The sequence below is a fragment of the Erythrobacter sp. THAF29 genome, from assembly GCF_009363635.1.
Taxonomy (GTDB): Bacteria; Pseudomonadota; Alphaproteobacteria; order Sphingomonadales; family Sphingomonadaceae; genus Erythrobacter.
This window is the reverse complement of sequence record NZ_CP045392.1, coordinates 3112488-3126911: the sequence shown is the minus strand read 5'-3', so window position 1 is coordinate 3126911 and position 14424 is coordinate 3112488. Positions and strand designations below refer to the sequence as shown.

Annotated in this window: 15 protein-coding genes and 2 tRNA genes; 12 read left to right on the top strand and 5 right to left on the bottom strand. The window is 57.2% G+C overall.

Annotation, left to right across the window (positions count from 1 at the left end; all coding sequences use genetic code 11):
* Positions 1-87: 87 nt before the first annotated feature.
* From FIU90_RS15050 to FIU90_RS15035, 4 genes are all read right to left on the bottom strand, one after another.
* Positions 88-594, bottom strand: coding sequence for a DUF427 domain-containing protein (locus FIU90_RS15050; protein WP_152435516.1), 507 nt, complete (start codon positions 592-594; stop codon positions 88-90).
* Positions 595-607: 13 nt separating this feature from the next.
* Entirely contained in the window at positions 608-1009 is a 402-nt protein-coding gene (gene clpS / locus FIU90_RS15045; protein ID WP_234029556.1) for an ATP-dependent Clp protease adapter ClpS, read from the bottom strand.
* A gap of 221 nt (positions 1010-1230) precedes the next feature.
* Positions 1231-2058, bottom strand: coding sequence for a phasin family protein (locus tag FIU90_RS15040; RefSeq protein ID WP_152435515.1), 828 nt, complete (start codon positions 2056-2058; stop codon positions 1231-1233).
* A 151-nt stretch (positions 2059-2209) separates the two neighbouring features.
* Entirely contained in the window at positions 2210-4183 is a 1974-nt protein-coding gene (locus FIU90_RS15035) for an alpha/beta hydrolase (RefSeq protein ID WP_234029555.1), read from the bottom strand.
* Positions 4184-4334: 151 nt separating this feature from the next.
* Between FIU90_RS15035 and FIU90_RS15030 the strand changes: the two genes are divergently transcribed.
* The 7 genes from FIU90_RS15030 to FIU90_RS15000 all read left to right on the top strand — a co-directional run bounded on the left by FIU90_RS15030 (position 4335) and on the right by FIU90_RS15000 (position 8886).
* Positions 4335-5525: an LL-diaminopimelate aminotransferase gene (locus FIU90_RS15030; RefSeq protein WP_152435514.1), complete on the top strand. Its 1191-nt coding sequence runs from the start codon at positions 4335-4337 to the stop codon at positions 5523-5525.
* Positions 5526-5637: 112 nt separating this feature from the next.
* On the top strand, positions 5638-6240 hold the full coding sequence (locus tag FIU90_RS15025; RefSeq protein WP_152435513.1) for a LuxR C-terminal-related transcriptional regulator: 603 nt from the start codon (positions 5638-5640) through the stop codon (positions 6238-6240).
* 25 nt (positions 6241-6265) lie between these two features.
* The gene (locus tag FIU90_RS15020; protein WP_234029554.1) at positions 6266-6610 is read left to right on the top strand and encodes a hypothetical protein; all 345 of its coding nucleotides are present in this window, start codon (positions 6266-6268) and stop codon (positions 6608-6610) included.
* A 14-nt stretch (positions 6611-6624) separates the two neighbouring features.
* The gene (locus FIU90_RS15015; protein ID WP_152435512.1) at positions 6625-7149 is read left to right on the top strand and encodes a hypothetical protein; all 525 of its coding nucleotides are present in this window, start codon (positions 6625-6627) and stop codon (positions 7147-7149) included.
* Positions 7146-7568, top strand: a complete 423-nt coding sequence (locus tag FIU90_RS15010; protein ID WP_152435511.1) for a JAB domain-containing protein — start codon at positions 7146-7148, stop codon at positions 7566-7568. Before FIU90_RS15015 ends, FIU90_RS15010 begins: the two co-directional genes overlap by 4 nt.
* Positions 7565-7960, top strand: coding sequence for a winged helix-turn-helix domain-containing protein (locus tag FIU90_RS15005; RefSeq protein WP_234029553.1), 396 nt, complete (start codon positions 7565-7567; stop codon positions 7958-7960). The genes FIU90_RS15010 and FIU90_RS15005 overlap by 4 nt, the downstream gene beginning before the upstream one ends.
* A 107-nt stretch (positions 7961-8067) precedes the next feature.
* Entirely contained in the window at positions 8068-8886 is an 819-nt protein-coding gene (locus FIU90_RS15000; protein WP_152435510.1) for a crotonase/enoyl-CoA hydratase family protein, read from the top strand.
* Positions 8887-8889: 3 nt separating this feature from the next.
* Here FIU90_RS15000 and FIU90_RS14995 read toward each other — a convergent pair whose 3' ends face one another.
* Complete coding sequence (locus tag FIU90_RS14995; protein ID WP_152435509.1) at positions 8890-9669, bottom strand: acyl-CoA thioesterase II; 780 nt, start codon at positions 9667-9669, stop codon at positions 8890-8892.
* A 182-nt stretch (positions 9670-9851) separates the two neighbouring features.
* Between FIU90_RS14995 and FIU90_RS14990 the strand changes: the two genes are divergently transcribed.
* The 5 genes from FIU90_RS14990 to FIU90_RS15890 all read left to right on the top strand — a co-directional run bounded on the left by FIU90_RS14990 (position 9852) and on the right by FIU90_RS15890 (position 14372).
* Positions 9852-9925 (top strand) — tRNA-Cys (locus FIU90_RS14990).
* A gap of 29 nt (positions 9926-9954) precedes the next feature.
* Positions 9955-10030 (top strand) — tRNA-Thr (locus FIU90_RS14985).
* 164 nt (positions 10031-10194) lie between these two features.
* Positions 10195-11433 (top strand): integrase arm-type DNA-binding domain-containing protein, encoded by a 1239-nt coding sequence (locus tag FIU90_RS14980; RefSeq protein ID WP_152435508.1) that lies wholly within the window; start codon positions 10195-10197, stop codon positions 11431-11433.
* Positions 11434-11788: 355 nt separating this feature from the next.
* Positions 11789-13948, top strand: coding sequence for a GNAT family N-acetyltransferase (locus FIU90_RS14975; protein WP_152435507.1), 2160 nt, complete (start codon positions 11789-11791; stop codon positions 13946-13948).
* Positions 13920-14372, top strand: a complete 453-nt coding sequence (locus FIU90_RS15890; protein WP_152435506.1) for an ASCH domain-containing protein — start codon at positions 13920-13922, stop codon at positions 14370-14372. Before FIU90_RS14975 ends, FIU90_RS15890 begins: the two co-directional genes overlap by 29 nt.
* The last annotated feature ends 52 nt before the right edge of the window (positions 14373-14424 follow it).

Here is a 14424-nt window from a genome sequence, read left to right as displayed (position 1 = left end):
GCCTTCGGATCGTTCGCGTTCAACTCTTGCAAGGGTATTAGCGGGAAAATCGCGTGCGGTCATGTGCCGTATCGCGAACGTGTGTCGCTACCAGAACCGGCTGCCGGGAATGCCCTTGAAAGGCCCGGCCTCGTACTGGCTGATCCAGCCGCCGTAAAACTGGCCCGGCTGAGGGGTGATCTGCTCGCCATCGACAAGGCATCGGTCAAACGGCTCGGGGTAGAATGCGATGTAGTCTCGAATCCCGCAAAAGGCTGGCGTCGGTTCGGGATAAGACCACGCGACCGCCTCCAGCCGCTCGTCCCCAATCACGACATCCCAATAACGCGCCTGACCTTTCCATTCGCAGATCGTCCGTCGCGCATTCGGCTCGAGATGCTCGATAGCGATGTCCATGGGCGGAATGTAATAGGTCGGCGGATGGCTCGTTTCGAGCGTCCGCCAGGCTTTGGTGCTGTCGACCAGGGGCACGCTTTGGTGAATGATCTGAATACGGCGATCCGTTGGCTCACAAATCGCCGGGCGGGGGTAGTCCCAGACGCTTTCCTGCCCAGGGCCGAGAGGATCGGGTTCAGGGTGATGCGCCTGCCTCACTGCAAGCGCCGGCTCACGCCTTTTCGAGCGTGCATTGCAGCGGATGCTGGTTTTGCCGCGCGAAGTCCATCACCTGGTTCACCTTGGTTTCGGCAACCTCGTACGGGAATATTCCGCACACGCCGACGCCCTTTTGATGGACGTGCAGCATAACCCGCGTTGCCTGCTCCAGATCCATCGAGAAAAACCGCTTCAAGACCATCACCACGAACTCCATCGGGGTGTAGTCGTCATTGAGCATCAGAACTTTGTACTGGCTCGGTTTCTTGGGTTTGGTGCGCGTCTTGGTCGCGATACCGACTTCGCCCTCGGTCCCGGCATCGTCGTCCTTGCCCGCGTCATCGTCGCCTGCGCCGAGAGGCAGGAGTTCGAAAGGCAGGTCAAAGCGTTCGAGAGTGGGGCGGGGCGTTGCCATCGGGCTCCATTATGGGATTCGTATTCCGGTTCGCAAGGATTCGTGCATGCGATAGCGCGCGAGAGATTAACATCGCGTCGCTTGCGGGTTGCTCACAGACGCCGGCCACATAGCAAAAAGCCGGACAGACCCGTGGGTCTGTCCGGCCTGGCGCAATGCGCCCACTTCATGAACCGGGATTTGGGAGAGAGAGGAGAGGCCCGGTCCAGAAACGTGTTTGATTAGGCAGCCTTCGAGATCTTCTCGGCTGCAACGCTCACGCGGTTCGAAATCGGAGCGAATGCGTCGTTATAGAGCTTCACCCATGCTTCGGTGCGCTTCGAGCCGTAGCCGACGAGAGCGTCGAAGTTGCGGCGTGCAAGCTCGCCCTGCAGCTGGAACAGCTCGGTCGGTGATTTGACGGAAGCCATCTTCTTGGCGTCTTCGGTCACGGTTTCGACGACGGTCTTGCCGGTTTCGACGTTCTCGCGGGCCATCTCCTGGGCGCCGTTGAAGAAGATCTTGCCGCTTTCAACGACAGCGTCGAGGTTGGCCTTGTTGAATTCGCCGAATTCGCCGGCAAACTCGCCAGCCGATGCGTAGGCGCTCTTCACGCGCTCTTGTGCCGTTGCAGCCATTTCCTTGGCCGTGGTGGTGAAGTCAGTCTTCTTCGCAGTAGCCATGATGGTGTCCTTGAGTTGGATAACTGGATTGGTGTTCTTGGGAGCCGCCTTCTTTGCAGGCGCCTTCTTGGCAACCGGCTTTTTGGCGGGGGTCTTTTTCGGTGCAGCCTTCTTCGCGGCAGCCTTGACCGGAGCCTTTTTGGCGGCGGTCTTGCGTGCCGGAGCCTTTTTGGCCGGGGCTCTCTTCGCCGCGGTCTTTTTGACAGGTGCTTTCTTAGCCGGGGCCTTCACCGCCTTCTTGACGGCAGCGACCTTGACGTCCGGTTTAGGAGCGTCGGCTTCAACAGCCTCGGCAACCTTTTCGGCACTTGCCTTCTTCGCAGCGGCTTCTTCGTAAGCCTTTTGTGCGGCAGCATCGATCTTGGGTTGAGTCTCAGCTTCAGCCATTGGTTCCTCGCTTTATGTTGCAGTGCACAAAATAGACATTGCAAGTGCGAAGTCAAGGATTTTTTGTGCACTGCACAAAAACAGGATTAGACTCTGATATAATTAGGAAATCTGGCCTAGCATATGTCCATCAGCTACATGATATCCTGATCTATCTGGTTTTGACATATCGACCGGGGGCATCCTCGATCACCTTGTCGCCGCGCCCGCCGGGCTTGCGTTTGCTGGTCGCGGGGACTTTCTTGTCATCCTGCCGTTGCAGCCATTCAAGCCAGTGTGGCCACCAGCTGCCAGGATGCTCCTCGGCGCTCTCGACATATGCCTTGAGCGAGGGCGCAGCGCTGTCGCCCACCCAATATTGGTATTTGTTGGCGGTCGGTGGATTGACCACGCCTGCTATGTGTCCGGAGCCGGCAAGAAGAAACTCCAGCGGACCAGAAAAGTGCTCTGTAATCCGCCAAACGCTTTCGGCAGGCGCGATGTGATCCTCTCGCCCCGCTTGAACGAAGCTTGGCGTTCTGACCTTTGTGAGGTCGATAGGCGTTCCGTCGGCAGAAAGTGCGTCCGGCACAACGAGCTTGTTGTCGCGATAGAGATCGCGCAGGTAATCGTTGTGCCACTTGGCCGGCAAATTGGTGACGTCGCCGTTCCAGTGCAGCAGGTCGAAGGCCGGATAGTCCTCGCCCAGCAGGTAATTGTTGACGACGTAGTTCCAGATCAGGTCCTTGCCACGCAGCGCATTGAAGGTCGCGGCGAGATAGCGCCCGTCAAGATAGCCCTTGGGCGAAAGCTGGGCGATCATGTCGAGCTGCCCGTCGTCGATAAAATGCTTGAGCTCACCGCTCTTCTCGAAATCGACCTGAGCAGTGAAGAAGGTCGCGCTCTTGACCTTGTCGGCCTCATTTCGTCGGGCAAGGATCGCGAGCGTCGCGGCTAGTGTAGTCCCGGCCACGCAATAGCCGATCGTGTGAACATGCGGGACCTTCAACCGCTCACGAACGTGGTCGATCGCATCGATCTGAGAGCGAATGTAATCGTCCCACACAACATCGGCCATAGTCTCGTCGGCCGACTTCCAACTGACCACGAAGACGGTGAGGCCCTGATCCACGGCCCATTTGATAAAGCTTTTCTCGGGCGTGAGGTCGAGGATGTAGAAGCGGTTGATCCAAGGTGGGAAGATCACCAGCGGAACTTCGTATACGTCCTTGGTCGAAGGGCTGTACTGCACCAGTTGGTACATCGGTGTTTCATGCACCACCTTGCCCGGCGTAGCCGCAAGGTTCTCACCGAGCGTAAAAGCATCGGGATCGGTGTGGGTTAGCTGACCCCGCTTGAGGTCGTTAATGAGGTGCTGCATCCCTCGCACCAGGTTCTGTCCCTTGGTCTCAACCGTACGTTTCAGGACGACCGGGTTGGTCAAAAGGAAATTGTCGGGGCTCATAGCTTCGGAAAGCGCGCTGACTGCGAACTCCAATTGCTTTCGCTTTTCCTTGTCGATGCCTTTCATCGATTTGACCGATTCCCGGAAGTATTGCGCGAGCATCAGGTAGGTCTGGTGCAGCAGCGCGAATGCCGGGTGCTCGCGCCAGGCCGGATCGGCGAAGCGGCGATCTTTGAAGGGGAGAGCACTCTCTTGTTCGCTCTCACCCGCGCCGGCGCCTCCGACAAACCGCTCGAATACGCCTTTCCATAACGCGAGCGAATCCTGCGCGAGCTTGGCCTGCGCATCGAATGCGCCGCCCGGCAGTTGCTGCACCATGCTCTGCGAAATGAGCAGCCATTGCGCTGGATCGAGAAGGTTCCTGCCTTCTGTCGCCTGCCTGGCGGCATTTTTTGCCTGATGCCCGGCAAATTCGAGCCACATCTGTTGCAGCTCTGCGCTCGCCTTGGCCCATTCACCGAGGTCGGAGGCATCTAGGCCTTCGGGCATCATCGCCTTCAGTCCCGCAGCCATGCCTTCGCCAGATGGCATGGCTGCACCCGGCATCGCCTGACCGAACATTTCGCGCATTGCCTCGCCCTGCATGTCGAAGAATGCGCGCAAAGGTTCGGCGCCTGCAAAAGGGTTCGAGCTGTCGTCCTTAGCCATCGTGTGTCCGTATCCCTTAATCGCGAATGACATGCTGCAGAGCCTGGCGGCTGGCGATTTCTTGACGCTGGTTTAGCGAATTGCGCTTCCCACTTCGACCTTTAATCGCTTAAGCTGAACGCGCTGACTCCCGTGAAACTGGATCCACGGCTCGGCTTGGAGGAACCCCGGGGTAGGGATCGCGATGGACGAACAATTCTACCGCATGAAGCGGCTGCCGCCTTATGTGATCGCAGAGGTCAACTCGATGCGGCACGCGGCGCGCCAGGCGGGACAGGACATCATTGATCTTGGCATGGGCAATCCTGACCAGCCGCCACCCCAGCATGTCATAGACAAGCTGTGCGAGGTCGCGCGCAAGCCCGACGCCCACGGCTATTCCCAGTCGAAAGGCATTCCCGGTTTGCGCCGCGCGCAGGCCAATTACTACGAACGGCGTTTCGGGGTCGATCTCGATCCGGAATCCGAAGTGGTCGTCACGATGGGTTCGAAAGAGGGTCTGGCAAGCCTTGCCAATGCGATCACCGCTCCCGGTGACGTAGTGCTCGCACCCAACCCTTCTTACCCGATCCACACATTCGGCTTTATTATTGCTGGCGCGACAATCCGCTCTGTTCCGACGACGCCGGACGAGGAATATTGGCGTTCGCTAGAGAGCGCGATGAATTTCACCGTTCCGCGCCCCAGTGTACTGGTTGTGAGCTATCCGTCGAACCCAACCGCCGAAACAGTCGATCTCGCTTTTTACGAACGTCTGGTCGAATGGGCGCGCGACAACGAGGTTTGGGTGCTGTCAGACCTCGCCTATTCCGAGCTTTATTACGACGGGAATCCGACCCGTTCGATCATGGAGGTGGAAGGCGCGAAAGATGTCGCGGTCGAATTCACCAGCATGAGCAAGACCTATTCGATGGCCGGATGGCGGATGGGTTTTGCGGTCGGCAACAAGAAGCTGATTGCGGCGCTTACGCGTGTGAAATCCTATCTGGACTACGGCGCTTTCACTCCGATCCAGGCGGCGGCCTGCGCTGCCCTCAACGGACCGCAGGATATCGTCGAGAGCAATCGCGAACTGTATCAGAAGCGCCGCGACGTCATGGTCGAGGCATTCGGCCGAGCGGGTTGGGAAGTTCCCGCTCCGCCAGCATCGATGTTTGCCTGGGCGCCTCTGCCTCCTGCGCTGGAAAGCATGGGAAGCCTTGAATTTTCTAAACAATTGTTGACCGAAGCCCAAGTCGCTGTTGCCCCCGGTGTGGGATATGGCGAAGAGGGGGAAGGGTTTGTTCGTATCGCGATGGTCGAGAACGAACAACGATTGAGACAGGCTGCGCGCAATATAAAACGTTATCTATCGTCGGTCGGTGTGAATGCATGAAGTACTAAGCTTTGTTTCTCAGGGACTAAGCAGTTGCCCTGATATTTTGGGAGCAAAGTTGTATAATATGCATTAACCAATGGTGTTGGGTAAGGACTGAATGGAGGGCGCCATGCCGCCGCATGCGGCGCGGCCGCTGACCGAAAGGCAGCGTGCCGTGATGGAACGAATCGACCGCAGAATGCCGATCAAGGTGATCGCGCAGGAACTCGGTGTATCCGAAACCCGGATCAATCAGCACATCCGGGCCCTTAAGGATATCTTCAAGGCGGAAAGCCTCGGCGAACTGGTCGAGCAATATCGCGCCACCTTGCCTGATTCAGAACAGGAGCAGGATGCTGAGAAATCAGGAGAAAAGGCCGGGGTTAAAGCTCCTCAAGAGGGCTTAACCGAAACTGTATACAGTAAAAGTCAGGTCCCCGATCACGATTTGGCGGGTCTAGATGGGCTCCGGGTCGACCAGGGAGAGCTCGTCATGAGCGACGTTCTCCCCCTTATCGAAAAGGCGCCATGGCTTCGGCCAGGCGAACCGAAGGTCGTCCCCGGGGTGCTCGACGGCGAACACGCTGTCTTGTTCCGCCTCGCGGCCATCATCGGGATCGCGTTCGGCATTCTCGCCGCAGTGATTCTTTCGGTCACGGCTGCGGTTGCAGTCAGCGAGGCAATGGACGGCAGGGCGCGCGTCCCCGTGGAAGACATAAAGCCCTCCTCCTGAGCAGGGGCGGGTGAGGAGTTTTTCGATGACTGACCGTATGACTGCCGACGCTTACAATCTCAAAAAACTGGTCCGCGAAGCTGAAGCGCTCGCCGATGAATCGATGATCGCATTTGCCCGCCTGCGCCAGGCGATGCTTGCAGCCCGCCAGAATCCGGGGGTCGAGGTGCACACTGGCCAACGTGCGCTGATGCGCCTCAACCAGGCTGAAAGCCAGGCCATGGCAATGTCCACCAGCCTGCTGCGGGTCCATGACGAACTCAGCAAGGTCGCGCGCGAGAAGATGGCTGGGGATCAAAACATTCCCACCGAAACCGAAGGCGCATTCTTCGAGGATGAGACAGCGGCTAAGATCGAAGAGATCGCCTGAGGCGATTCCCGGCGATGTTCGATCTTGTCATTGAATATCGCGTCGAGGCGCAGCGTATCTTGAGCTTCGTGCTCTTGATCGCTGCGCTGCGTTGGGGAGGTGCTCCCGAAAAGATTCTGGCTGTGGTATTCGTGGCGATCTTCACCGTTCCACTGACGGCGTTCGAAATCCTCACCGACTCACCCCTTATGTTTGGCGGTAGCACAATCGTGCGCGTCGGGCTGGACCTTGTCGCACTCGCCTTATTTATGTTTGTCGCGCTCAACGCGAACCGCAGCTATCCGCTTTGGGTGGCTGGGTTTCAGGTCGTCGCGCTCGCCGCCCACATGGTCAGCGGTATCGTCGATGTCATAACGCCGCTCGCCTACGCGATCCTGGTTATCGGTCCGTCCTATTTCCAGCTGATCTTCATGGCCGTAGGGCTTATGCTGCATATCCGCCGCAAAAAGCGATACGGCCAGTACCGCGATTGGCGTGTGCCCTTGCCATATCCTTTCGGGCCAAAGCAGCCGCCTGACATCCTGAAGAGCCAGTCATGACAACTGTGCTCGACAAGGCTCGCCAGGAACCGCTGGATCCGCAGCAGGCGCGGGTTTCTGCGATGATCGCCTATCTTCGCCGGACGGTGCTTGCGGCTCCGCAAGGCTGCGAAAGATTTCACGCGATATTCGTCGACGATCGACGCGCCTTTCTTGCTGACGCTACTCTTGGTGAAGGCGGAAGCGCCGCCTTGTCGGTGCGCATGCGACACCTCTTCGCCAAGGCCCTTTCCGTCGGGGCGAACGGGCTGATCATCGCTCACAATCATCCTTCGGGTGACTGTCGGCCCTCGGCCAAGGACATCGTGTCGACGCGTCGCCTGAAAGAGATCGCCGTCGCGCTCGATATCGAACTGATCGACCACCTGATAATTACCGAAAGCGCCGTCTATTCGATGCGCGCGGGAGGAAACCTTTGAATTCGAACGCTGCCTATACTGTCTTTCCGGACGGCGATGCCCTTATCCCTCGCTTTCGCGAAGCGGGCCATGTGACGCTCGACCTTTTTCATCGCGACGGCCGGGTAGAAGACCGCTGGCTTGGACTGCACCCGCGCGAATTCGAGCTCTTGTGGAGACTGGCTGAAGAACCAGGGCAGCGTATGACGAAACAGCAGCTGCTTGCCGATGTCTGGCGGATAAATTTCGAGCCCGAAACCAACAGTGTCGCGGTACACGTAGCGCGCGTTAGAGCGAAGCTTGACCTTTTCGGTCTCTCCAACATCCTCGTAACGCATCCCGAGGGCGGATATCTGCTGAATGCTCCGAACGGTGGCAGCGCCTTTTCGTTTGGCAAGGGGCCGGTTGCCTAAGCGCAGCAGAATCACTTCCGCATTATAATTCTAGCGGGTGGACTTGGGGCAGCGTCTGCGCCATTTCTGGAGGCGCTCCAGAACGAATTTCCAAAAGGGATAGACCGATGGCCCAAGTCGCAACCATGCCTGCCAATGAACGCGTTTCGATTGAACTCGGCGAAGATGGGGTCGCGCAGGTCCGCCTGACCCGCGGCGACAAGATGAACGCGCTCGATCCCGAAATGTTCGCGCGTATCATCGAGGCCGGGACCGTGTTGCAACGCATGAAAGGGCTACGCGCGGTCGTGCTGTCTGGCGAAGGTCCCGCATTTTGTGCCGGGCTCGACATTTCGAGCTTCTCGCGCGCTCCGTCGCCGGACGAACCGGAGCTTACCGAACGCACCTACGGAAATTCGAACAAGTTCCAGCAGGTCGCGATGCAATGGCGCAAGCTGCAGGTTCCGGTGATCGCTGCGGTTCATGGCGTGTGCTTCGGCGGCGGACTCCAGATAGCAAGCGGCGCAGACATCCGTGTGGTTCACCCGCAAACGCGCATGGCGATTATGGAGCTGAAGTGGGGTCTCGTCCCCGACATGGGCGGATACGTGCTGTGGCGCGGCCTCGTTCGCGACGACGTCCTGCGTGAGCTGATCTACACCAATCGCGAGTTTACTGGCGAGGAAGCGCAACGCTATGGCCTCGCCACGCATGTCGACGAAAATCCGCTCGACCGGGCAACCATCATCGCGAGCGAGATTGCGAACCGCAACCCGCACGCGATACGCGCAGCGAAGCGGCTTCAGGCTGGTATGTGGGAGCGCGACACCGATGCGATCCTGCTTGAGGAAAGCATCGAGCAGCATGCCATCATGCGCACGAGAAACCAGGTAGAAGCGGTGATGGCGGGAATGGAAAAGCGCAAGCCGAACTTCGAGGACGTGTAAGGCTCAACCAAATACGGCCACGCATTGCAGGCCGTCTAGCACCTGACGGCCTTTGCTGTCCCACATCCTTAGCCGTTCGGATGAATAACCCGCATCGGCGTGCTGGCTTGCATTTTCTGCCAGATACCACCCTCCTTCGGAATGGGAGTGCGGGTCGAGCACATTGAACGACCAGTTGATCGAGCTGATCGGCCCCAGTCGTTGCATGATCCTCATGGCTCCTGGTGGCATCACATCACCCATCAGTACGAGTTTGCTGACCGGGTCCAGGTCATGATCTTCGGTCAACCGCGCCCAGCGCCGTATGGTTGCTCCGTGATCCTCGCCCTTCGTCTGTCCGAAGCGAACTTCGAAATTGTTCTGGATGAAAGAGGGACCCTGGCCTTTCATTGCCTGCTCGTTGTCGGCAGGTGGTCCGGGCCAGTCTTCGGGCTCGTCGGCAGGACGTATGGCATTGGCCTCTCGCTCTGCACCGAACAGCCAGAATGCCGTAAGCGCTGTCTTGCCACCGGATTGGATCTCGCTTCGGACCTGCGTGACGTTTCGGCCTTGCCGCACGATTTCGGCGCTCAGTTCGATTTCTTCGCCCACAGGTGCCACAAAGCCGATTTGCGCAGCGCGCAGCGGCGGCAAATCGCCGAAGGCGCGCTGCGCCATGGTGAACGCGACAAGCGCGGAAGCGCCGCCATACAGAGTGCGGCCCTGCATCCAGTCCTCGGCTCGGCTGAGGCGGACGGGGCCGGGCTTCCCGGTGACAGGTTCGAGCAGGCTGGCGATGGTCATGAAGCAAGCATTTGCCGATGTCGGAGGCGCGGGTCCAGACTGACGTTGCGTAAGGTGTCGCTTTGGATAGGTGGCTTTCGAATTGTCGCGTCGCGACTGCGATTGCTGGATTGCCTTTATCGCGGCGAATCGCTAGTGCGCGCGCTCCCGTCTGTTGCATCATGCGATCAGCAGCCGGTCTCGGCCCGATGGCGGAGTGGTTACGCAGAGGACTGCAAATCCTTGCACGCCGGTTCGATTCCGGCTCGGGCCTCCATTCCTCGCGCTGGCTATGCGCGAAAGAGTGCCGCTTTAGCTCAGTTGGTAGAGCACATCATTCGTAATGATGGGGTCACGTGTTCGAGTCACGTAAGCGGCACCAGAGCTTTCTCCCAAATCGTCCCGAAACCGTTGATTTTCAGCGGTTTTTGGGGTATTTGTAACTTTCTGATGTTCCCGCTTTGTCCCGCGCCATGCCCCCACGTCTATCACCATTTGGGGGCATGAAAGGGGGCATAACGCCAGCCAGAAAGGTCATGCCCCCAAATGCCGATTTTAGCGCAAGAAATCCGTAGGTTACGCCCGAAAAGCGTGTCATTTCGGAAAACCGACTCAAAAGGCCTCTATCTGGAGGTGTTTCCGAACGGCTCGAAGCTCTGGCGGTACAAGTTTCGCATAGCCGGAAGGGAAAAGCGGATGGCCCTGGGAGCATGGCCGGACATCTCTCTGGCCGATGCGCGCAAGCGGAGGGACGTGGCAAGGCTCAAGGTTCTCGACGGAATCGATCCCACGCTTGAACGCAAACGGAAGAAGCGTCTGGCACGCATGAATGCCGGTAACAGCTTCAAGAGCGTTGCCGAGGACTTCATCAAAGTGCGCATGGAAGACAGCGGGAAGGCGGAATCAACCATCCGCAAAGCGCGCTGGTATGTCTCGCTACTTGAACCCGACATCGGGCGGCGTCCGATCAACGATATCGAGCCGGTCGAGGTACTCGAAAGCCTCAAGAAGATCGAACGAAGAGGGCACCGCGAGAGCGCCAATAGAACCCGCGCATTGGCCAGCAGAGTGTTCCGGCATGGGATCGCCTGTTCGCTCTGCAAGAGCGACCCTGCGGCCCATCTGGGTGATGCCTTGGCGACACCAATCGTGACGCATCGGGCGGCCATCCTGGACCCCAACCAATTCGGTCAGCTCCTACGCGATATCGACGAGTTCACGGGCACGCCACTCGTCCGCATTGCCATGCAATTACTGCCCCACATCATGACCAGGCCCGGAGAAATGAGAATGGGGCAGTGGTCCGAGATAGATTGGGGCCAAAGGATCTGGAACATACCCGCCGAGCGGACAAAGCTAAGACGCCTTCACGCAGTCCCATTGTCGGACCAAGTGATGCTCCTGCTACGCGAGTTGCATTGCCACACGGGCGGCTTCGAGAAGATGTTTCCCGCTCAGCAATCGCACCTGAAATTCATGAGCGATAATTCGATCAACCAGGCAATGCGGCGGATGGGCTACGGCCCCGACGTGGTGACCGCGCACGGGTTCCGCTCGACTGCTTCAACCTTCCTCAATGAAAGCGGGAAGTGGCACCCAGATGCGATCGAGCGAGCCCTCGCGCACGGCGACAGCAACGCGATCAGAGGCATCTATAATCGCGGCAACTATTGGGACGAGCGCGTGCAGATGGCCCAATGGTGGAGCGACTATCTCGATGAGCTGAAGGTAGGTGCGAAGGTGTTGCCTTTCGCTAGGACAAGTCATGTTGGAGGCGTGCAATGAAACAGCCGAGAGGGGAGAGTAGAAGCGTGCGCTTACACCTAGCCGCACGTTCTTGAGGCATGGCTGATCTGACATTTCCAATCACCAGATAATCGCTAACGGTTCTGGAGCAGCGGTCCTTGCGTTTCACACCATTGCGGATTTGGGTCGGCTCGATTCAGTTAAACCAGTCGCGATCAAATTGTCTAACTTCTGGGATGGACAATCGCAGAAGAGGACGACTCAATATGTTCTGCCTGAATGCGTGATCACAAATAGAGCTCGGAAATAATTGTCGAAGTGCCGCTTCTCCGGCTACTTATTGTTCAAGAGAGCATTTTCTACCTAGCTTCTAACGCACTGGGGGCGGCATTTGATGGAATTCAAAATCCTGAGTACTCGTGCTGATCTTTATCCGTACGTTGACGAGATTAGGATAGCAGCTGACTCAGAGAGAGACTCTTTCGGCTTCTTGCCGCCAGCCGCATATCTGGAGTTCGTCGAGCAACAGCGTGCAGTCATTGCAGTTGATCAGCAAGGCCGCTTGGCCGGATACTGCCTTTACGGTGGCGTACTCCCTGAAGCCAAGATTTTCCAAACCTATGTTGCGCCCCAATTTCGCGGTGAAGCGGTTGGGAAGAAGCTACTCGGCACGGTCTTTGGGAGACTAGAACAGAGGGGCTTTCTCAGTGTTGTGGCTAATGTCGCCGAGGATCTCAAAGAGGCCAATCGTTTCTATGAAAAAGCGGGCTTTGATGTCGTCAACACCAAGGCAGGGGGTAAGTCGAAGAAGCGCAAGATAAACATTCGCGCCCGAGAACTATCAACGCCGAACCTCTTTAGCTTCGTTCAGGGAGTGGCAGTGAATCAGCCAGGGTTGGCGATTCACTTTGGGCGTACGCAACACGCCCCGAGATATGTTCTTGACCTGAATGTTATCTTCGATGTGACCAAGAGCCGACCACGGTCTGAAGTGGCAAAGAGGGTAATTGGTGCGTCGTTAGAGAATGACATTAAGCTCGCTATCAGCGAGGAGATCTTGGCCGAACTCGAAAGGCACACACGACCCGGATCGCCAGACCCAACTCTCGAGTTTTGTCGATCGATCCCGATGTTGAAGCTTCCCGCACCTCAGGTGTTGTCGGCAATCTGCAGTCGACTTCACCCACTTGTGTTTCCTGAGAAGGCAAATCAGCACACTCTCAAGTCCAATGATATTGCTGATCTCCGTCACTTGGCGACTGCGATCGAGGAGAGAGCTGCTGGATTCATCACCTCAGACAAAGCAATTCTTCGCGCAGCAGACGCCCTAGAATCTGAATATGGCCTCAGCATCCTCTCTCCGAGCACTTTCGGTCAGAGTTTCGAGTCAGAGTTTGGAGCGCCGCCGAGATTGAGCGTTCAAACAGAAAGCTCGAGGTTCGAAGCGTTGGGATTCTCTGAAGATTATAGGCAGGAGGTCGATGCACTTTTGGACCGCTTTAGCCTAAGTGATGCGGTGCGCCGCGAAGTTCTTGCAGGCGGAACAGTCAGTGCTCCGCGCAGAAGAGTGCTAATCCGCAGCCCAGAAGGAGTTGTTTGCTTCGCGTCATGGGATTGCCCAACCGCAACAAGCTCTGAACGAGAACTGCATCTATATGCGGATGAAGGCCATCCTGATGCACAATTGTGCATCAGACATTCGATCCAAACGGCTTGCCGAGACGTCGGTCACAGTGCTTTTGCGGTACTCCGATTAAGGCCTCAAATAAACCAGCGTTTGCTCCAAAAGGTCGCGATTTCTAGCCACTTCCACGCTGACCGATCTCGCAATCAAGATGATCGGGTCTTGAGGAAGATATCAATCGGACGACTCTTACTCCCCGGAGATTGGAAGGTCTTGGCGGAGGGCATCAGGACTGCAACCGGCGTGTCAATCGAGGGGACAGGCGCGTCGGGTCCAGACTGGCCGTTGAATATTGTAGATGCGAGCGGTCGAGAAAGACGCGTAGGTCTAGAGGAATTTGAAGATCTATTTGGTCCAACACTGGTGTACACCAATCAAAGGCCTGCCATCCTTCAGCCAATTCGTCCTAGCTATGCGGAAGAGCTGTTTGGCGGAGGCGTCCAACCAAGTTTTCTTGACCACCGCAAAGCGGCGATCAAGTTTGAAAAGGCCTATATTGGCGGCAGCTATCCGGTCATCCCAGATGGGGGGCTCATATTCTTTTATGAATCGGGCAAAGAAGGGGGGCGTAAAGCTGTGATCGCTGTTGCCCGGATACTTGGGCGTTACACCATTCCGCGAGAAGAGGCGGACGCAGTGAGTATGGACCGAGGAGTGGTCCCAACTTCGGAAATCAGACGGGAAGGTGGGAGACGGCTCAAGACGCTCATCGACATCGACACGATCATGTTGTTTAAGGATATAGTGCCGAAAAGTAGGCTATCTGAGCTGGGCTGCTGGGACGGAGCGAACCTTGTGACAACAAAGGCGATAACGCCGAAAGCAGCGCACTCACTACTCAGTGAAGGAAGGCCTACTCTTGGCAAATAACGACGTGCTTATATCGATCGAGCCTCGCTTCTACGACAGTATTGTGTCCGGGGAAAAAACCGTGGAGCTCCGGAGGCGTGCGCCTAGGATTGCACCTGGCTCCAGGATTTGGCTTTACTGTAAGTCGCCTGTTGCAACCATTTCTGCCGTTTGCGAGCTGAGAGATTCCGAGACCCTTCCAGTGTCCGATCTTTGGAGACGACACGGGAAGCAACTGGCGATCACTAAGTCTGAGTTTGACGTTTACTTGCAGAATCGTCGTGAGGCGACAGCACTGCTTCTGAACGAAGTTCAGACCTTAGAGAATCCGGTCGGATTGGCTCAGGCTCGCAGCATGCGCCTCAATTTTCAGCCCCCACAGTTTTTCATGCGCTTGCACAATGGATGTAAGTTAACGACGCATTTGGAACATGCTATTTCGTAAAGATCGATAACTATTGGGCGCTTGTGTCGGGTATCACCATCTTAAAAGCATT